We start from the raw sequence: 17,108 nt of genomic DNA on the forward strand, positions 1-17,108 counted from the left end.
AGCTGGTCTTGCCAAGGGCGATGTGGCGCGACAAATTCTTGAGAAGCCCGAGATTGCCGCTTTCGATAGTACATTTGTTGTCGCTTGCCGCTGCCAAGTGGGAACCTCGACGGTTTCCCGGCTTGCTCGTCACTTGGGGTTCGCGAATTATCGGGAACTCAGACGGGTGTTCCAAGATCATCTTCGAACTCGGTCCCAGACGTCAAACGTGCGCATGCCTGCATTTTGAGATAGGTCGACGTTCGTGGCGACACTGGTGACCTTACACACCATCGCGCAGCTGCCGGCTACTGGCTTGTAGATCGGTCTTTGACGCGGAAAAGCGGGCCGTTCGAAAATCTCCCGGGCACTCAGGACGGCTTTCCTGCAGTCGCCGACGACGGCAACCACGATCCGTCGAAAGCTCGAGCCTTCGGCGCTATAGCGGACTAGCGCTCTGCAAATATTTCTGCCGTGCTCCCGGGCCGATCGAGCTTCCAGACACGTGCTATGCAGCGGCGCATCATGCAAGCGTGTTGCCGCGCACTTTTCCTGGAATTGCTCGCGGCCTCCGTCTAGACCCTTCTCGCTTCCTTCGTGTTGGGCAAAAACACGGTCAGCAGGCCGAGCAGCGGCAGGTAGGAACAGATCTGGTAGACGAAGTCGATGCCCTTCATGTCGGCGACGACGCCGAGCACGGCTGCGGCGATGCCGCCCATGCCGAAGGCGAAGCCGAAGAAGATGCCGGCGATCATGCCGACCCGGCCCGGCACCAGCTCCTGCGCGAAGACGACGATGTTGGAAAAGGCCGAGGACAGGATCAGGCCGATCAGCACGGTGAGCACCATCGTCCATTCGAAATTGGCATAGGGCAAAGCCAGCGTGAAGGGCAGCACGCCAACGATCGAGAACCAGATCATCGCCTTCTGTCCGTAGCGGTCGCCAAACGGGCCGCCGAGCAGGATGCCCAGCGCCGAGGCGCCGAGGAACAGGAACAGCATGACCTGCGACATCTGCACCGAAACACCGAATTTATGGATGGCGTAGAAGGTGTAGTAGCTGGAGATCGAGGCGATGTAAGCGTTCTTGGTCAGCACCAGCAGGGTCAGCACCGCCAGCGCCCCCATCACCTTGCGGCGCGGGAAGGGCGAGACGAAGCTTGCCGCCTTGCGGTTGGCGAGCGTGGCGCGCAGCCGGCTGTACCAGCCGCCGACCCGCCACAGAACGATGATGCCGATCAGCGAGCCGACGGCGAACCAGGAAATGCTGGTCTGGCCGAACGGCACGACGATGAAAGCGGCGAGCAGCGGCCCCATTGCCTGGCCGAAATTGCCGCCGACCTGGAACAGCGATTGCGCAAGGCCGAAGCGGCCGCCAGAGGCGAAGCGGGCGATGCGGGAGGATTCCGGATGGAAGATGGCCGAGCCGATGCCGATCAGCGAGGCGCCAATCAGCAGCAGCCAGTAGTGGCCGGCATGGGCGAGCACGATCAGGCCGATCAGCGACGAGGCCATGCCGTAGGGCAGCGAATAGGGCATCGGCCGCTTGTCGGTGACCGCGCCGATCATCGGCTGCAGCAAGGATGCCGTCACCTGGAAGGTGAAGGTCAAAAGGCCGATCTGCCAGAAATCGAGACCGTAATTCTCCTTCAGCAACGGATAGATGGCCGACAGCAGCGACTGCATGATGTCGTTGATGCAGTGGCAGAAGCTTACCGCAAGGATGACGGTGAAGGCCGTCGCTTGCGCCGAAGTGTGGCTGGCCGTCGCAGGTGTGGCGACGGCGGTGGCTGTCGTGTCGGTCAAGGCATGCTCCGTGGTCTTCCAGCGGGCTCACCCGCAAAGGCGGCCCCATAGGTCGGTTGCCTTATAATCCGGTTGATCGGCGACTTCTTTCGTGGTTTGGTCCAATAGTTTCGCAAGTGGGCCATAGCCGATGCCGCATGGCAGGGAGATATTCAGGGGCGACGCCGCCGAATTGGGGCGCCTGCACCAGAGCCGCTGGCAGTGGCTGGAGCAGGCCGTCGGGCCGGCGGTGGCGCTGCCGACCGAGTATCCCGACGGCTACCACGTGCCGCAGCATTCCCACAGCCGCAGCCAGCTCTTGCATGCGCTGGTCGGCGTCGTGCTGGTGACGACCAGGCATGGGCGCTGGATGGTGCCGCCCGACCATGCCATGTGGATCCCGGCCGGCATCGAGCATTCCGTCGAGATGCTGGGCGATGTCTCGATGCGCTCGGTCTATGTCATGCCCGACGCGATAGCCGGGCTGCCGGATGGACTGCGCGTCGTCGGCATCACCGATCTGATGCACAGCCTGATCGTGGAATCCGAAAAGCTGCCGCAAGGTGCTGAGCTGGAAGGGCGCGGCGGGCTGATCATGGGCCTGTTGCTGCACGAGATCCCCAACCTGCCGGAACGGCCGCTCGGCTTGCCTTTTCCGTCGGACCCGAAGCTGGCCGCACTGTGCCGGCGTTTCGTCGCGGCACCCTCGCCACACGCGACGATCGACGAATGGGCCGACATCGTCGGCATGAGCCGGCGCTCCTTTACCCGCGCCTTCCATCGCCAAACCGGGCTGTCGCTGTCGACCTGGCGCCAGCAGGCCTGCCTGTTCGCGGCGTTGCCGCGGCTCGCCGACGGCGAGCCGATCACCAGGGTGGCGCTCGATCTCGGCTATGACAGCGTGCCGGCCTTCATCACCATGTTCAAGCGCATGCTGGGCGCCTCGCCGCGCGGCTACATGCGCGGCGCGCGCGATGCCGGCGAAGGTATGAAGCGGCTAAGCGGTCCCGCCAGGCCGGAGAGTGCGACGGTTTAGTCGAACAGGCTCGATACCGATTCCTCGGTCGCCGTGCGCGAGATCGCTTCGCCCATCAGGTCGGCGATCGAGATGACGCGGATGTTGGGAGCGTCGAGCACGCCTTGCGTCGGCTGGATGGAATCGGTGATCACCAGTTCCTGCAGTTTCGAGCCGCTGATGCGGGCGACGGCGCCGCCGGACAAGACGCCGTGGGTGATGTAGGCGGTGACGCTGGTGGCGCCATTGGCAAGCAGCGCATCGGCTGCATTGCACAGCGTGCCGCCGGAATCGACGATGTCGTCGATCAACAGGCAATCCTTGCCGGCGACCGCGCCGATGATGTTCATGACCTCGGATTCGCCGGGACGTTCGCGGCGCTTGTCGACGATGGCGAGCTGGGCGTCGAAACGCTTGGCCAGCGCGCGGGCCCGCACCACGCCGCCGATATCGGGCGACACGACGACGACATTGGCGAGCTGCTTGTATTTCGCCTTCACGTCGCGGGCCATCACCGGCACCGAGAACAGATTGTCGGTCGGGATATCGAAGAAGCCCTGGATCTGGCCGGCATGAAGATCGAGCGTCAGCACGCGGTCGACGCCGGCGCGGGTGATCATGTTGGCGACCAGCTTGGCCGAGATCGGCGTGCGGCCGGAGGCGCGGCGGTCCTGCCTGGCGTAGCCGAAATAGGGGATGACCGCCGTGATGCGCTTGGCCGAGGAGCGCATGAAGGCGTCGATCATGATGAGTAGTTCCATCAAATGATCGTTGGTCGGGAAGGAGGTCGACTGCAGGATGAAGACATCCTCGCCGCGCACGTTCTCCTGGATCTCGACGAAGATTTCCTGATCGGCGAAGCGCCTGACGCTGGCCTTGCCCAGCGGGATGTTGAGATAGCGAGCGACCGCTTCGGCCAGCACCCTGTTGGAATTGCCCGCGAAGAGCTTCATGCACCGTTCCTGGCGAAGGATGGAGAGACCCGACAGACTCTCATGAGCCTCTTAAGCGGGCTTTTAGCGGCCCGTGCCGGTATTGCAAGTCTCGTGATCGGGAATCCGCCGGCTAATCTCAAGAAAGACCTGCCCCCGAGGAAAGCCTGCAACAGCTCACCCGGCTTGTCCGCCGAGCCACGCGGCAAACTGGTCGATCGTCTGGTCGGCGATCCCCTGCATGGTCGCCGGAGCCACCGCCGCCCAGCCTTCGCCACCCTTGATCGAGGGCGCCTTCTGCTGGCCGTTGATGCGATGCAGCCGGTTGCCGGCGGGATCATAGACGTCCCAGACATAGATGACGGTGGTGTCGCTGCCTTCCGACATTGTCGAGAAGTAGCCCTTCAACACATGCGTGGCGGTCTGGTCGGTGCTGCCGGCGAGTGTGATGCCGCGCTGCCTGGCGCGCGCCTGAAGCTCCGCCGTCAGCGGCGTCGCGGCCTCGACGGAGGCGCCGACGATTGGTGCGACCTGTAGCCGCGTCTTCGACAGGGCGGCGCTCTGGGCCGGCGAGACAGGCGACGATCCAGCCGGAGCAGCCGGAGTTGACGAAGGTGGTGCCGGGGCAGGGGCGGCGGCCGTGGTGCTGCCCGATGTGGCCGGCCCCGATGTGCCTGGCAGCGTCTGCGCCGATGTCGTCGGTGGGGTGATGGCCGAGGGTTCGAGCACGTCCTTGGCATTGGTGCAGGCAGACAGCGCCAACGCCAAAAGCAATGACACGGTCGTCACATGCGATCGTCTCATTTGCCTGACAACTCCTTGGCGACGTTTAACCTGATGAACGCGCCTCCCTCTCATTATGGATTCACTGCACGATCAAGTCGAGATCATGGCGGGAGAGCGGCTTTGGCTGGGATTCGGTGGTTAGGTAGGTGCGGCCAAGCGTCATCGCCGTCTCGGTTTCGGAGTCCATGATGATGATGTGGGAAAACAGCGTCATGTTGGGCGCGATCGGCTCGGGATTGCCCTGGTAGAACATCGGCATGTCCATCCAGGACGGGGTGAAGCGCGCGCCGACGGAGTAGCCGCAGGCGTTCAACCGGTGCTTGGTCAGATTGTGCGCCTCGAGCGTGCGGGCGTGCGCGTCGAAGACGTCGCCGAAGCTGTTGCCGGGCGTCATTGCCTTCTCCACCGCCAGAAGTGCGGCATGCGCGGCATCGAACAGCTCCTGATGGCGCTTCGACACCTTGCCGGTCAGCACTGTGCGCATCATCGGGGCATGGTAGTGGTGGAAGACGCCGGCCCATTCGAGCGTCAGCTGGTCGTTCTTGGTCAGCTTGCGGCGCCCGGACTTGTAGCGGCAGAGCAGGGCGTCGATACCCGAGCCGATGATGAACTCATTGGCCGGATAATCACCACCGCCGGCAAAGATCGCGCCTTGCATGGCGGCGAGGATTAGCGCCTCGTCGCCGCCCTGCTTGATCAGCGGCAGGGCCGCATCGAGCGCGTCGTCAGACAGGTTCGCGGCCTTTTCCGCCTTGGCGATTTCGGCCGGGCTCTTGAACAGGCGCAACCGGCTGACGATGCCCGAGGCATCGGCGATCTGGCCGAAGGTCTGCAGCTGCTCGTCGAGGCGCCGGCCATTGTAGGCGGTCAGGCCATGAGTATCGTATTCGACGCCGATGCGGGCGCCGAGCAGGTCGAGTTCGTTGAGCAGGTTGCGCAGGTCGATCGCCGGATTGGCGCCGTCGCGGTCGGTCCATAGCACGATGTTGTCTATGATCGAGGTGTGGCGCGCCTGGCGCAGGTCGGCCGAGCGGGTGAGCAACACCATCGAGCCGTCGGCCTTCACCACCAGGCACTGGAAGAAGCAGAAACCGAACGTGTCGTAGCCGGTGAGCCAGTACATGCTCTCCTGCGCGAACAGGAGCACGGCGTCGAGCTTCTTCTCGGCGAGCTCGATCATCAGCCGGTCACGCCGGGCGTCAAATTCCGAGCGTTCGAAATGCAACGCCATCACTCATTCTCCAAGACAATTGCTGAAACCTGTCGTCCGTAATCCGCTTCCTTGCGGTGCGTGGTGCGCCGGTAGGAGTAGAAAAGGTCTTCCTCGGCGTAAGTGCAGCGGCCGAGCCCCTCGGCCTGCACGCCGGCCTTGCCCAGCCGGTCGACCGTGTAGAGGTTGAGGTCGAACATCGCATGGCCAGTCTTTGCCGAAGGTGCGAAATAGCGCGCATTGCCGACGTCTGCGTCGACGAAGCGGGCGACGAATTCCGGCCCGACCTCGTAGTTTTCCGGACCGATGGAGGGGCCGAGGACAGCGACGATGCGTTCGCGGCGAGCCCCTAAGCCCTCCATCGCGGAAATCGTGTTTTCGAGCACGCCGGTGAAGGCGCCTTTCCAGCCGGCATGCGCGGCGCCGATAATTCTTGCCTCGGCGTCGGCGAACAGGATCGGTCCGCAGTCCGCCGTCGAGGCGCCGACGGCGATGCCCGGCCGGTCGGTGACGACGGCATCGGCCTTGGGCCGCTCGCCGGGGAAGGGCTCCCTGGCGATGACGACATCGGGCGAGTGGATTTGATGCGCGGTCAACAGATGGTTCGCCGGCACGCCCATCCAGTCGGCGACGCGACGGCGGTTTTCACGCACCAGCGCCTGGTCGTCGTTCGAACCCGTGCCGATGTTGAGGCCGCGGTAGATGCCGCTAGAGACACCGCCAATGCGGGTGAAATAGCCGTGGCGGATGCCTTGCGCTTTCGCCTCGTCCAGCAAGGGCGACCGAACGGGATCCGGTTTGGTCTGATTCAGCATGGATGGGTTTGTTGTCCGCGCGGGCGATTTCGTCAAGGCGAAGTTCGGACAGGTGGCATGACCCAGATGCCGGCTATGAGCCGTATCCTGGTCAGCAAGCGCTCGTTTTCGGCTGAATTTTCAACACTTTGAACAGCCCGCCCATCGCGTCCGGTCCGGCCAGGCGTTCGACGGCGTCGGAAATCGCCTGCCGCGCCTGCTCATCGGCGTTGGCGCCAAGCTGGCCGGCGCGCTCGACAAGGCCCATGCCGAGCAGGAAGTCGCCCTGCGTCGTCATCTGCGCATCGAGGCCGTGCGCCCGAACCGTCGCGGCAAGGGCGGCGAAGTCGACATGGGCGGTGAGGTCAGCCTCGCCCGGATTGGCCAGCACATTGTCGTGATCATGCTTGCGCAAGGCCTGCAGCGTGTCGCCGACGCCGGGTCTGAGATGGCCATAGTCGATGAACAGGCCGGCGCCGCCCTGTCCGGCGATTCTTTCGGCGATGGCCGCCATCAGCGCGATGCGGGCCGGCGCCACCTCGACAACAGATCCTTCCGGCGCATCGGCGGCGTCACCCGGCAGCAAGGACGGGTCGATGGAGCCGGCGCCGGCGAAGAAGCGCAAAACATCCGCCTCGTCGAGGCCAACCATCCGTTCGCGCCAGCCTGCGCCGGCGCGGATGAATTGCCGGATGGGAACGGCATCGAACAGTTCATTGCCGACGATGAGCAGGGGCGCCTTCGGCAGCGTATCGATGGTTTCGTGCCAACCCAGCCTCACCGATTGGCCTGAAAGTGTCTGTTTCTGGATGCCGGTCAGGCGCGGGCTGGTTTCGATCATGGCGAAGGAGGCGTCGGCTACGAGTGCCGCATCGAGTCGCGAAAAGGCCCGCAGCATGTCCTTCATCAGCGTGCCGCGGCCGGGGCCGATTTCAGCGATGGTGACCGGCATTGGCCGGCCGGTCGCCTGCCAGGCCTGGTAGAGCCAGACAGCGACCAGTTCGCCGAACATCTGGCTGATTTCCGGCGCGGTGACGAAGTCGCCGCCCGCACCGAAAGGTTCGCGTGTCGTGTAGTAGCCGTCCGCAGGGTCGAACAGGCAAAGCGCCATGTATTCGTTGACGGGGATCGGCCCCAGCGCGCCGATCAGGTCGACGATGCGGGCCTTCAGCCGCGTCATGCCGGCTGCGGCTGCGTGACCGGCTTTGCGGTTACCATCGCCCAGATGCCAGCCAACACCATGGGCGTGGAAAGGATCATGCCCATGGTCAGCCAGTTGGTGCCCAAGAGATAGCCGAGCTGCTGGTCGGGTTCGCGGAAGAATTCGACGAAGATGCGCGACAGGCCGTAACCGCAGATGAAAGCGCCACCGACGAAGCGCGGCGTCTTCAGTTTGAGCCTGGAATGGGTGAGGATGCGCAGAACGAGGAACAGCACCAGGCCTTCGAGCAGCGCTTCGTAGAGCTGACTAGGATGGCGCGAAAACGGCCCGCCATTGGGAAATTCGACCGCCCACGGCACGTCTGTCGGCCGGCCCCAGAGTTCGGAGTTGATGAAGTTTGCGACGCGCACCAGGCCGAGGCCGACCGGCACGCCGGCCGCCACGACGTCGAACAGCGACCAGGTGCGGATGCCGCGCTTGAGCGAAAACAGGGTCATGGCGAGGATGACGCCGAGCAGGCCGCCATGGAACGACATGCCGCCTTGCCAAACCGCAAAGATGTCGAGCGGGTGGGCGATGTAGCGCGCCAGGTCGTAAAACAGCACATAGCCGGTACGGCCGCCAAGCACCACGCCGATGGCTGCCCAGACAATGAAATCGTCGAGATCTTCGGGCTTCATCGGCAAGACGCCGTCCGGCCACAATCTGGCATTGGTGGCCAGCCGCTTAGCGTACCACCAGGCGAAGAGAATGCCGACGATATAGCCGACGCCATACCAATGCACCGCCAGCGGCCCGATCTGGACGATGACCGGGTTGATGTTGGGAAAGGGCAGGGAGGCCAGCGGCAGCAGGAAATATTCGCTCAACAGGGTCTCCAAGGGTGTGGTCACGTTTGGGCGCGGACCATGCGGCAGGGTTTTGGCAGGGTCAAGGCAAGGTGGAGGTTGCCCTAGTCGTCGCCGATGGCGGACTCAACCCTGCGGCTTGCCGGCGACCATTTGCCTGAGGGCGTCATTGATCCTGTCCTGCCACCCGGGACCATCTTCCTGAAAATGGTCGAGCACGGCTCGATCGATCCTGATCGAAACAAGCTCCCTGACGTTCGGTGCAGCCGCGGGCTCGCGAATTGGCGGCGTCGGCTTTTTGATCGGCTTGAAGGCGGCCTCTGCGGCTGCCATCGGATTTGTCGGTCGGCGCGGAGGCGTTGCCATTGGTTGAACCCTGATTGAGAGCGACTCGTTGCTTGACGCAAGTCGACTTGAAAGAACTACAATAGGCGACGTGGCGCCATCACGTACAGGCCAGCCTATCGAGGTGCAATGCCGCACCAGCTTCAACGTCCTTGCATTCCACGCGCGGCGCCACTACGTCAAACCAAGCAAGCGAGGATTTGCCATGTCGACCGGACCGAACCGCATTCTCGATGAATTCGCCAAGCTGATGACGGACGCCGCCGGCGCCGCTCAAGGGGTTCGACGCGAAGTGGAGACCGCCTTCAAGGGGCAGGCCGAGCGCGTCCTGAACTCGATGGACGTGGTGCAGCGCGAGGAATTCGAAGCCGCGCGCGAGATGGCCGCAAAGGCGCGGGAAGAGAACACCCGCCTTGCTGCGCGCATCGAAGCACTGGAGGCGAAGCTTGCCGAATTGACCGGACATGCCGCACCGGCGGCGGCGGCAAAGCCCAGATCAAAAAAATAATCTTAAACTTTTCCACAAAGCACGAGCCGAAAAAGCGCTTTGCCGTGAATCGCTTACCGGCATTGCATGAATCTTTGTGACAGCGCCTTTCCACATGCGAATGACGCAGTGCGAAAAATTGGGCTGTTCACGCGACTCCCGATCAATAGACTGAATTTGTTGCATGATTCGGAGCAGGGTCATGCGCCGGGCGGTGGGGTCCGGTCTGGGGTCTTTGCGTTTGAGACAGTCCTGGCCGTCCGAGTTCTAGACAAGATTGTTCGTTGTGTGTGCCTCTCCCGCGGAGCGTGTGGTGGCGCTCCCAGAACGACAGGAAGCATTCCATGGAACTTCTCGAACTCGAATTCTCCCGCGAAATCCACCCGGTGGACGTCATCGAACAGGTGGCGCATAACAATGACTGGTCGTTCGAGCGGGCAGGCGACGACGAGATTTCGATTTCGGTAGCCGGCAGCTGGACCGACTATCATGTCTCATTCTCCTGGATGGAGGATTTTGAGGCGCTGCATCTGGCGTGCGCCTTCGATATCAAGGTGCCGGAGGCACGCGCGCTCGAAGTGATGCGGTTGTTGTCGCTGATCAACGAGCAGATGCTGTTCGGCCATTTCGACCTCTGGGAGCAGGAAGGCGCGATCATGTTCCGCCAGTCGCTGCTGCTGGCCGGCGGAGTCGAGCCGTCGAGCCAGCAGGTCGAAGTGCTTTTGTCGTCGGCGCTGGAAGCCTGCGAATGCTATTTCCAGGCGTTCCAGTTCGTCGTCTGGTCGGGAACCTCGGCCAAGGACGCGCTCGCTGGCGTGTTGTTCGAGACCTACGGAAACGCCTGAGCCGAATGAGTTCGAGCAACGCACGCAAGCCCGAGATCAGCTTTGCCGATTTCGACCGTGTCGACATCCGCGCCGGCACGATCATCGAGGCGGAGCCGTTTCCCGAAGCACGCAAGCCGGCGTTCAAGCTGAAGATCGATTTCGGTCCGGCGATCGGGGTGAAGAAATCCTCGGCGCAGATTACCAAATACTATGCGCCGGAAACGCTGATCGGCCGGCAGGTGTTCGCGGTGGTCAATTTCCCACCGCGCCAGATCGGCCCGTTCATGTCGGAAGTCCTGACGCTCGGCTTTCCCGACGAGGAGGGAGCCGTGGCACTCGGCGCGATCGAGCGCAAGGTGCCGGATGGCGGCCGGCTGTTTTAGGATGCATTGATATTCAGGTGAGGCCGGCTTGCGAACGGCGGTCTCCTGTGCTTCCGGTGCTCACGTACCCAAAAGTACGCGCCGCTCCGGTTCTCGGCGCCCACCATTCTCAGCTCGGCCTGACCTGAATCTCAATGCATCCTGCGCGCCAGGTCTGTCAGGCGGCCAGCTTCCGCGTCGTCCCCAGTGCTTCCTCGACCGTATCGAGAAACATTTCCGCGCAAGCCTTCCAACTGTAACGCATGGCGCGTTCGCGCGCTTCGGCGCGGTCGACATTGAGGGCGGCGAGTGACGCCTCTCGCAGGTCGTTCGACACCGCGCCGCCGACGCCGTCGCCGACGATGTCGATTGGCCCGGTAACCGGATAGGCGGCGACCGGCGTGCCGCTGGCTAAAGCTTCGATGATGACGTTGCCGAACGTGTCGGTGCGGCTCGGAAAGACGAAGACATCGGCCGAGGCATAGATCTCGGCCAGTTCGTCATTCGGGCGGTGGCCGAGGAAATGCGCGTTCGGATAGCGCGCCTTGAGCTTGGCCAGTTCCGGCCCTTCGCCGACGACGACCTTGCTGCCGGGCAGTTCGAGGTCGAGGAAGGCGGTCAGGTTCTTTTCGATCGCGACGCGGCCGACGCAGAGGAACACCGGACCGGGAAAGCCCAGATCCTTGCGCTTTTCCGGCCGGAAATGATCGGTGTCGACGCCGCGCGTCCAGGGCCTCAGCTTGTTGAAGCCGCGTGCCGCCAGATCATCGGCAAGCGACTGGGTGGCGACCAGGGTGCCTTGTCCTGAATTGTGGAAATCGCGCAGCCAGCGATAGGTCCAGCTTTCCGGGACAGGCAAGCGCGCGCTGAGATATTCGGGAAAGCGCGTGTGATAGCTGGTGGTGAAGGGACGGCCGGCATTGCGGCAATAGCGGCGGGCCATGATGCCCAGCGGACCTTCGGTGACGATGTGGATGTGGTCGGCCTTGCGGGCCTCGATCAGGCGCGCGACATGGCCGGGCGTCGTCAGCGCCAGCCTTATGTCGGGATAGGTCGGCAGCGGCAAGGTGCGGAAGATGTTCGGCGTCAGGAAGCCGACCTCGACGTCGAAGGATTTCAACGTTTCGGTGAGCCGCTCCAGCGTGTGGACGACGCCGTTGACTTGCGGGCGCCAGGCGTCGGTGACCATCAATATGCGCATGGCGGCCCTTTGCTGGAAAGGTCGTCTTTTGCCTTGACACGATGCCGGAACGGCGACCATGCGGCAGCCCTCGCTTCGCTCCAGCGCACCCGGGCGGGCACGGCGTCGAAGTGAGGCGTCAGAGCCGAATCAAATGAAATCGCGCGCTTCATGCGCGCTCTTCACCATGGTTTCATGACGGGCGGATGAAGCCCCCTTGCCTGCAGATCATGCGGGAACCGTTATGATGGCGCGCAGACCGCCGAGCGGACTGTCTTCCAGCGTGATGTCGCCGCCATGGCTGCGGGCGATGTCGCGGGCGATGGAAAGACCGAGGCCGGTGCCGCTGGCGTCGAGGTTGCGCGCCTGGTCAAGCCGCACGAAAGGCTTGAACACGTCCTCGCGCTTGCCCGGCGGAATGCCCGGCCCATTGTCGTCGATGGTGACGACCAGCGAGCCGCGGCCATGGTTGGCATTGATCTTGACGGTTTTGGCGTAGCGGAAGGCATTGCCAATGACGTTGGACAGCAAGCGGGCAAAGGCATTGGGCCGTACATGCACGTCGGGATCGCCGACAAGCGTGGTCGACAGCTTGCATTTGCGCAGCGCGGCCTCCTCGCCGAGCTTCTGGAAATAGGCATCGAGATCGAAACGGCCGGGGTCTTCCGAGGCCTCGCCGCGGGCAAAGGCGAGATAGCCTTCGAGCATCGACTGCATGTCGTCGATGTCCTGGTCGAGGGCTGCCTTGGTTTCAGTCTTGCCGCCGGCCAGCGCCAGTTGCAGCTTGAAGCGGGTGAGGATGGTCCTGAGATCGTGGCTGACGCCGGTCAGCATGGCGGTGCGTTGCTCGATCTGGCGTTCGATGCGCTCGCGCATCTGGATGAAGGCAAAGCCGGCGCGGCGGACTTCCTCGGCGCCACGGGGGCGGAAGTCGCGCGGCATCGGCCGGCCCTTGCCGAAGCTTTCCGCGGCCTCGGCGAGTGTCAGGATCGGCCGGATCTGGTTGCGCAGGAAGGGAATGGCGATCATCAGCAGCACCAGCGAGGTGCCGACCATCCAGATCAGGAAAATGTGGGTGTTCGAGGCGTAGGCCTGGCTGCGACGCACGAAGACACGCAGCACCTTGCCCTCGAGCTGGATGCGCACCTCGACGATGTTGGAATTGCCGACGGTGTCGATCCAGTACGGACGGTTGATCTGCCTTGTGATCTCGGCCGAAAGGATCTCGTCGAGGATCGAGAAGAACGGTTTTGGGCCGGGCGGCGGCAGCGGGTCGGGCGGCAGCAGGTCGACCTTCAGCTGCATTCTGTCCTGGGCGATGCGGATGATGTTGGCGTAGTCGGCATCGTGCGGATAGGTCTCCATCATGTCGATGATGGCGGCGATGTCGCGCACGGTCGCCTGCGACAGGCGCTGCGTCACTGTCTGCCAGTGGCGTTCCATGAAGACGAAGGCGACCACTGACTGCAACAGGATCATCGGCGCGATGACGATGATCAGCGAGCGGGCATAGAGCCGCTTCGGCATGTAAAGGGCAACGAGGCGCCAGAACCGGTTCCAGGCGCGCGGCATGGCTTTCAGTTTTCGCATCAAGCGATCACTGAAGCCGCCAATTCCCGGCCTTTCCAGTTGCGTGGTCGCCATTCGCCCTTTTCACTCGTCCGCAGCCAGTCGGGCCGCAGGCGGCACTCTATTCCACGCTGAGCCGATACCCAATACCGCGCACCGTCTGCAGCCAGACCGGGTTGGACGGATCGCGCTCGATCTTGCGGCGCAACCGGTTGATCTGGACGTCGATGGTGCGCTCGCCGACTTCCGAATCGTCGCCGACCAGTTCATGGCGCGGGATCGTCTCGCCGGCCCGCGCCGCGAAGATCGCCAGGATCTCTTGCTCGCGGTCGGTCAGTTTCAGCGCTTCGCCGCCACGCTTCAATTCGCGCCTGGCGATCTGGAACGTATAGGGGCCGAACACCAGCTGCTCGACCTTTGGCGTCGTCGCCGGGCCGCCGCGGCGCAGGATGTTGTTGATGCGCAGGATCAGCTCGCGCGGGTCGAACGGCTTCGGCAGATAGTCGTCGGCGCCGGCCTCGAGCCCGGTGATGCGGCTGTCGGTCTCGGACAGCGCGGTGAGCATGAGGATCGGCACGTTCTTTTCCGCCCGCAGCGCCTTGGTGAGATCGACGCCGGTTTCGCCCGGCATCATGACGTCGAGCACAAGCAGGTCGAAATCGAGACCGGCAAGCTTTCGCCTGGCCTCGCCGGAGTTTCCGGCGACGGTGACGCGAAAGCCGTTCTCGGACAGGTACTGCTTCAGCAGGTTGCGGATACGGGTGTCGTCATCGACCACAAGCAGATGCGGTGCGTCATCGTCCGGTGCAGTCGGATGATCAACCCTCTCAATGGTCTCCATGGCTCTTCCCCGATATTTTCGCAGGCACAATGTCAATCTGCGCTCTTAATTCCGGATTGACCATCGCTTCCAGGAAGCGTTCGATCGAAGCGCGTTCGTTGGTTCCGGAATCCTCCAATGCAGCACGGATGCGGCGTGACTGTGGCCGCGCCAGCGCCAGCGCCAGCGCGCGGCCCTTGGCCGTCGGGTAGAGTTCGCGCTGGCGGCGGTCGCGAGGACCCTGCAGCTGGACGATGTGGTCGGTGTCGATCAGCTGCTTGAGCACGCGCGCCAGGCTCTGCTTGGTGATCTTCAGCACGTCGAGAAGCTCGGCCACCGTCAGGCCCGGCCTGCGGTTGACGAAGTGCAGGACGCGGTGATGGGCGCGGCCAAAGCCATAGTCGGCCAGGATCTGATCGGGATCGGAGGTAAAGTCGCGATAGGCAAAGAAAAACAGTTCGATGATAGCGAAGTCAATGCCGTCCTCGTTGGTGATCGCCGTCCTGATCGGTTTTCCGGCTGCGGGGCTTCGATCCGTCATCTCGTCTCCATGCGAAGGGGAATTATGTCAGTACTATTGACGCAATTTCCCGGCAATGGTAATTTTTGACAAGCTTTTCGGCGGATTGCGAACGAAAAGGCAAGAGGATGCCGTTTTTCCGGAACTTCCTGAGTTTGCCAGAGCTTAAATATCCGCTTACGCTTTGAGAACCCGGTCGCCCGGTGCGGCTGACACGAAACACACAACGATACAACGATATGCGGGGTGGCACCCGCGGGAGGTTATCATGGCATCCGTTCCTTTTGACCAGTTGGACGGCTTCATCTGGATGAACGGCGAGTTCGTCAAATGGGCCGACGCCAAGGTCCATGTGCTGACCCATGGCCTGCACTACGCCAGTGCCGTTTTCGAGGGCGAGCGCGCCTATGGCGGCGAGATATTCAAGCTCACCGAGCATACCGAGCGCCTGCATGAATCGGCGCGCCTGCTTGGCTTCAAGATACCCTATTCGGTCGCCGAACTCGACGACGCCTGCCGCACGCTCTTGAAGAAGCAAGGCTTTCAGGACGCCTATGTGCGCCCGATCGCCTGGCGCGGCAGCGAGCAGATGGGCGTCTCGGCGCAGAACAACCGCATCAACTGCGCCATCGCCATCTGGCAGTGGCCGAGCTATTTCGACCCGGCGCAGAAGCTGAAGGGCATCCGCCTCGACATGGCGGAATGGCGCCGCCCCGACCCGCGCACCGCGCCGTCGAAATCGAAGGCCTCCGGCCTGTACATGATCTGCACCATGTCCAAGCATGCAGCCGAGGCCAAGGGCTATGCCGACGCCATGATGCTCGACTGGCGCGGCCAGGTCGCCGAAGCAACCGGCGCCAACATCTTCTTCGTCAAGGACGGCAAGATCCACACGCCGAAGCCCGATTGCTTCCTCGACGGCATCACCCGGCGCACGGTCATCGGCCTTGCCAAGGATCGTGGGATCGAGGTGATCGAGCGCGTCATCATGCCGGAAGAACTCGAAGGCTTCGAGCAGTGCTTCCTCACCGGGACGGCGGCTGAAGTAACGCCCGTGGCGGAGATCGGACCCTACCGATTCGAGGTCGGCGAGATCGCCAAGTCATTGATGAATGACTATTCTGCTGCAGTGCAACCAAAGCATGCGATTGCTGCAGAATAACGAAAGTCACAGCTTTTTTGTCAAGCAGGGGCGGTTTTCGAGCCGCCCCTTTTATTTCAGCATCTCTGCATTTGACTTTCACCCAATTCAGCGTCTCATGATGGCGTCGGCCCGGGAGGCTGGCAGTCATGGAGGGACTGGAAATATGGACATGAACACGCTTCTTCCGATCATTGTTCAGGTGATTGCAGGCGTCATCGGTGGCCAGGCGATCGGTGTTGCGCTCAAGAACGCGGCTATGGGACAGTTGACCAAAGTCTTGGGCGGGGCTGTCGGCGGCGTCGGCGGCGCGCTAATCCTCGACAAATTACTCGGCGGCGGCGGTGCGGTCGATCCGGCTGCGGTAGCGGCGGCAGCGGGCGGATTGGGCAGCGCGTTGAACCTGGAGAACATCGTCGGCGGCGCTGGCGGCGGCGCCATCCTGACCGGCATCATCGGCGCGGTCATGAATGCGATGAAGAAGTAAGCATCGAGACATCAGGCTTTTCGCATGGGCGGCTTCGGCCGCCCATTTGTTTTTCGGCCAATCGAGATGGCCGCCGGCGGTGGACGCGGTTCGCATGTGGCTCTACATCAGAGCCGGTTTCACAAAGCTGGAGCTTGTTGCGCGTCCGAGAGGACGCCGCGCTCCAATGCAGCGAAAGGACAGACATGGGTCAGCTCAATGCCGGTATCGTGCCGGTCACGCCCTTCCAGCAGAACTGCACGATCCTGTTCGACATGGACGACAAACAAGGTGTCGTCGTCGACCCGGGCGGCGACATCGACAAGGTGTTGGCGGTTTTGCAGGACAATGCGATCACCGCTGCTGCGATCTGGATCACGCACGGCCATATCGATCACGCCGGCGGTGCGATGGAGCTGAAGGAGGCGCTCGGCGTCGACATCATCGGCCCACATGAGGCCGACCGGCCGCTGCTCGCCAATCTGGAGAACCAGGCAAAGCGCTTCGGCATCACCGATGCCGTGCGCAATTGCATTCCCGACCGTTTCCTCACCGAAGGCGAGACCGTGTCATTCGGAGCGCATTCGTTCGAAGTCCTACACTGTCCGGGTCATGCGCCGGGGCACGTCGTCTACTACAACCGGGCGGCCAAGTTCGCCCATGTCGGCGACGTGTTGTTTCGCGGCTCGGTCGGGCGCACCGATCTGCCCGGCGGCGACCATGCGGCGCTGATCGCCTCGATCAAGGAGAAGCTTCTGCCGCTCGGCGACGACATCGGCTTCATCTGCGGCCATGGTCCGGGTGGCCGCTTCGGCGAGGAGCGGCGGACCAATCCGTTCCTGACCTGACGGCAGATACCATCGCCGTTGAACAAAAAAGCG

At 63.0% G+C, this 17,108-nt stretch carries 20 protein-coding genes; 8 read left to right on the plus strand and 12 right to left on the minus strand.

Annotated features, from left to right (window positions below):
* The first annotated feature begins 22 nt into the window (after positions 1–22).
* Positions 23–229 carry a transcriptional regulator gene (locus tag AC04SI_RS14750; protein WP_488474393.1) on the plus strand — a complete coding sequence of 69 codons (207 nt, stop codon included), beginning with the start codon at positions 23–25 and terminating at the stop codon, positions 227–229.
* Between the two features lie 325 nt (positions 230–554).
* Here AC04SI_RS14750 and AC04SI_RS14755 read toward each other — a convergent pair whose 3' ends face one another.
* The gene (locus AC04SI_RS14755) at positions 555–1,784 is read right to left on the minus strand and encodes an MFS transporter (protein WP_404280366.1); all 1,230 of its coding nucleotides are present in this window, start codon (positions 1,782–1,784) and stop codon (positions 555–557) included.
* A 130-nt stretch (positions 1,785–1,914) separates the two neighbouring features.
* On the opposite strand from AC04SI_RS14755, the gene AC04SI_RS14760 reads away from it, so the two are divergent.
* Positions 1,915–2,799 (plus strand): AraC family transcriptional regulator, encoded by an 885-nt coding sequence (locus AC04SI_RS14760; protein WP_404280364.1) that lies wholly within the window; start codon positions 1,915–1,917, stop codon positions 2,797–2,799.
* Here the strand turns inward: AC04SI_RS14760 and AC04SI_RS14765 are convergent.
* The 7 genes from AC04SI_RS14765 to AC04SI_RS14795 all read right to left on the minus strand — a co-directional run bounded on the left by AC04SI_RS14765 (position 2,796) and on the right by AC04SI_RS14795 (position 8,876).
* Positions 2,796–3,731 (minus strand): ribose-phosphate pyrophosphokinase, encoded by a 936-nt coding sequence (locus tag AC04SI_RS14765; protein ID WP_006202540.1) that lies wholly within the window; start codon positions 3,729–3,731, stop codon positions 2,796–2,798. The two genes, AC04SI_RS14760 and AC04SI_RS14765, sit on opposite strands and share 4 nt — an antisense overlap.
* Positions 3,732–3,887: 156 nt before the next feature.
* A complete protein-coding gene (locus AC04SI_RS14770) occupies positions 3,888–4,514 on the minus strand; it encodes a hypothetical protein (RefSeq protein ID WP_404280362.1) in 627 nt (208 codons plus the stop codon).
* A gap of 61 nt (positions 4,515–4,575) precedes the next feature.
* Positions 4,576–5,727 (minus strand): M24 family metallopeptidase, encoded by a 1,152-nt coding sequence (locus tag AC04SI_RS14775; protein ID WP_404280360.1) that lies wholly within the window; start codon positions 5,725–5,727, stop codon positions 4,576–4,578.
* A complete protein-coding gene (pgeF, locus tag AC04SI_RS14780; RefSeq protein ID WP_404280358.1) occupies positions 5,727–6,521 on the minus strand; it encodes a peptidoglycan editing factor PgeF in 795 nt (264 codons plus the stop codon). The genes AC04SI_RS14775 and pgeF overlap by 1 nt, the downstream gene beginning before the upstream one ends.
* A gap of 91 nt (positions 6,522–6,612) precedes the next feature.
* Positions 6,613–7,680, minus strand: coding sequence for a class I SAM-dependent methyltransferase (locus AC04SI_RS14785; protein WP_404280355.1), 1,068 nt, complete (start codon positions 7,678–7,680; stop codon positions 6,613–6,615).
* Positions 7,677–8,531, minus strand: a complete 855-nt coding sequence (gene lgt, locus AC04SI_RS14790; protein ID WP_404280353.1) for a prolipoprotein diacylglyceryl transferase — start codon at positions 8,529–8,531, stop codon at positions 7,677–7,679. Before lgt ends, AC04SI_RS14785 begins: the two co-directional genes overlap by 4 nt.
* 105 nt (positions 8,532–8,636) lie before the next feature.
* Positions 8,637–8,876 carry a BrnA antitoxin family protein gene (locus AC04SI_RS14795; protein WP_404280351.1) on the minus strand — a complete coding sequence of 80 codons (240 nt, stop codon included), beginning with the start codon at positions 8,874–8,876 and terminating at the stop codon, positions 8,637–8,639.
* Between the two features lie 184 nt (positions 8,877–9,060).
* Here AC04SI_RS14795 and AC04SI_RS14800 point away from each other — a divergent pair, with 184 nt between their 5' ends.
* The 3 genes from AC04SI_RS14800 (at position 9,061) to AC04SI_RS14810 (ending at position 10,552) form a co-directional block, all read left to right on the plus strand.
* Positions 9,061–9,363 (plus strand): accessory factor UbiK family protein, encoded by a 303-nt coding sequence (locus AC04SI_RS14800; RefSeq protein ID WP_488474394.1) that lies wholly within the window; start codon positions 9,061–9,063, stop codon positions 9,361–9,363.
* Between the two features lie 323 nt (positions 9,364–9,686).
* Entirely contained in the window at positions 9,687–10,187 is a 501-nt protein-coding gene (locus AC04SI_RS14805) for a type III secretion system chaperone family protein (RefSeq protein ID WP_006202532.1), read from the plus strand.
* Positions 10,188–10,192: 5 nt separating this feature from the next.
* Positions 10,193–10,552: a tRNA-binding protein gene (locus AC04SI_RS14810; RefSeq protein ID WP_488474395.1), complete on the plus strand. Its 360-nt coding sequence runs from the start codon at positions 10,193–10,195 to the stop codon at positions 10,550–10,552.
* 157 nt (positions 10,553–10,709) lie between these two features.
* Here the strand turns inward: AC04SI_RS14810 and AC04SI_RS14815 are convergent, their stop codons facing one another.
* The 4 genes from AC04SI_RS14815 to AC04SI_RS14830 all read right to left on the minus strand — a co-directional run bounded on the left by AC04SI_RS14815 (position 10,710) and on the right by AC04SI_RS14830 (position 14,641).
* On the minus strand, positions 10,710–11,732 hold the full coding sequence (locus tag AC04SI_RS14815; RefSeq protein WP_192183807.1) for a glycosyltransferase family 4 protein: 1,023 nt from the start codon (positions 11,730–11,732) through the stop codon (positions 10,710–10,712).
* Positions 11,733–11,939: 207 nt separating this feature from the next.
* Positions 11,940–13,355 (minus strand): ATP-binding protein, encoded by a 1,416-nt coding sequence (locus AC04SI_RS14820; RefSeq protein ID WP_488474396.1) that lies wholly within the window; start codon positions 13,353–13,355, stop codon positions 11,940–11,942.
* A 46-nt stretch (positions 13,356–13,401) separates the two neighbouring features.
* Complete coding sequence (locus AC04SI_RS14825; RefSeq protein WP_006202527.1) at positions 13,402–14,121, minus strand: response regulator; 720 nt, start codon at positions 14,119–14,121, stop codon at positions 13,402–13,404.
* The gene (locus AC04SI_RS14830) at positions 14,108–14,641 is read right to left on the minus strand and encodes a MarR family winged helix-turn-helix transcriptional regulator (RefSeq protein WP_488474397.1); all 534 of its coding nucleotides are present in this window, start codon (positions 14,639–14,641) and stop codon (positions 14,108–14,110) included. The genes AC04SI_RS14825 and AC04SI_RS14830 overlap by 14 nt, the downstream gene beginning before the upstream one ends.
* A gap of 247 nt (positions 14,642–14,888) precedes the next feature.
* On the opposite strand from AC04SI_RS14830, the gene AC04SI_RS14835 reads away from it, so the two are divergent.
* The 3 genes from AC04SI_RS14835 to AC04SI_RS14845 all read left to right on the plus strand — a co-directional run bounded on the left by AC04SI_RS14835 (position 14,889) and on the right by AC04SI_RS14845 (position 17,075).
* Complete coding sequence (locus AC04SI_RS14835) at positions 14,889–15,782, plus strand: branched-chain amino acid aminotransferase (protein WP_120014682.1); 894 nt, start codon at positions 14,889–14,891, stop codon at positions 15,780–15,782.
* Between the two features lie 145 nt (positions 15,783–15,927).
* Positions 15,928–16,248, plus strand: a complete 321-nt coding sequence (locus tag AC04SI_RS14840) for a hypothetical protein (protein ID WP_488474409.1) — start codon at positions 15,928–15,930, stop codon at positions 16,246–16,248.
* A 185-nt stretch (positions 16,249–16,433) separates the two neighbouring features.
* A complete protein-coding gene (locus AC04SI_RS14845; RefSeq protein ID WP_404280340.1) occupies positions 16,434–17,075 on the plus strand; it encodes an MBL fold metallo-hydrolase in 642 nt (213 codons plus the stop codon).
* Positions 17,076–17,108: the final 33 nt, after the last annotated feature.

Source organism: Mesorhizobium sp. CNPSo 4689 (assembly GCF_057784325.1).

Bases quoted from the DNA above. Each gene is read 5' to 3' on its own strand.
- AC04SI_RS14760 (WP_404280364.1), top strand. From the start codon at position 1,915: ATGCCGCATGGCAGGGAGATATTCAGGGGCGACGCCGCCGAATTGGGG.
- AC04SI_RS14765 (WP_006202540.1), bottom strand. From the start codon at position 3,731: ATGAAGCTCTTCGCGGGCAATTCCAACAGGGTGCTGGCCGAAGCGGTC.
- AC04SI_RS14770 (WP_404280362.1), bottom strand. From the start codon at position 4,514: ATGAGACGATCGCATGTGACGACCGTGTCATTGCTTTTGGCGTTGGCG.
- AC04SI_RS14775 (WP_404280360.1), bottom strand. From the start codon at position 5,727: ATGGCGTTGCATTTCGAACGCTCGGAATTTGACGCCCGGCGTGACCGG.
- pgeF (WP_404280358.1), bottom strand. From the start codon at position 6,521: ATGCTGAATCAGACCAAACCGGATCCCGTTCGGTCGCCCTTGCTGGAC.
- AC04SI_RS14785 (WP_404280355.1), bottom strand. From the start codon at position 7,680: ATGACGCGGCTGAAGGCCCGCATCGTCGACCTGATCGGCGCGCTGGGG.
- AC04SI_RS14795 (WP_404280351.1), bottom strand. From the start codon at position 8,876: ATGGCAACGCCTCCGCGCCGACCGACAAATCCGATGGCAGCCGCAGAG.
- AC04SI_RS14800 (WP_488474394.1), top strand. From the start codon at position 9,061: ATGTCGACCGGACCGAACCGCATTCTCGATGAATTCGCCAAGCTGATG.
- AC04SI_RS14805 (WP_006202532.1), top strand. From the start codon at position 9,687: ATGGAACTTCTCGAACTCGAATTCTCCCGCGAAATCCACCCGGTGGAC.
- AC04SI_RS14810 (WP_488474395.1), top strand. From the start codon at position 10,193: ATGAGTTCGAGCAACGCACGCAAGCCCGAGATCAGCTTTGCCGATTTC.
- AC04SI_RS14815 (WP_192183807.1), bottom strand. From the start codon at position 11,732: ATGCGCATATTGATGGTCACCGACGCCTGGCGCCCGCAAGTCAACGGC.
- AC04SI_RS14820 (WP_488474396.1), bottom strand. From the start codon at position 13,355: ATGGCGACCACGCAACTGGAAAGGCCGGGAATTGGCGGCTTCAGTGAT.
- AC04SI_RS14825 (WP_006202527.1), bottom strand. From the start codon at position 14,121: ATGGAGACCATTGAGAGGGTTGATCATCCGACTGCACCGGACGATGAC.
- AC04SI_RS14830 (WP_488474397.1), bottom strand. From the start codon at position 14,641: ATGACGGATCGAAGCCCCGCAGCCGGAAAACCGATCAGGACGGCGATC.
- AC04SI_RS14835 (WP_120014682.1), top strand. From the start codon at position 14,889: ATGGCATCCGTTCCTTTTGACCAGTTGGACGGCTTCATCTGGATGAAC.
- AC04SI_RS14840 (WP_488474409.1), top strand. From the start codon at position 15,928: ATGGACATGAACACGCTTCTTCCGATCATTGTTCAGGTGATTGCAGGC.
- AC04SI_RS14845 (WP_404280340.1), top strand. From the start codon at position 16,434: ATGGGTCAGCTCAATGCCGGTATCGTGCCGGTCACGCCCTTCCAGCAG.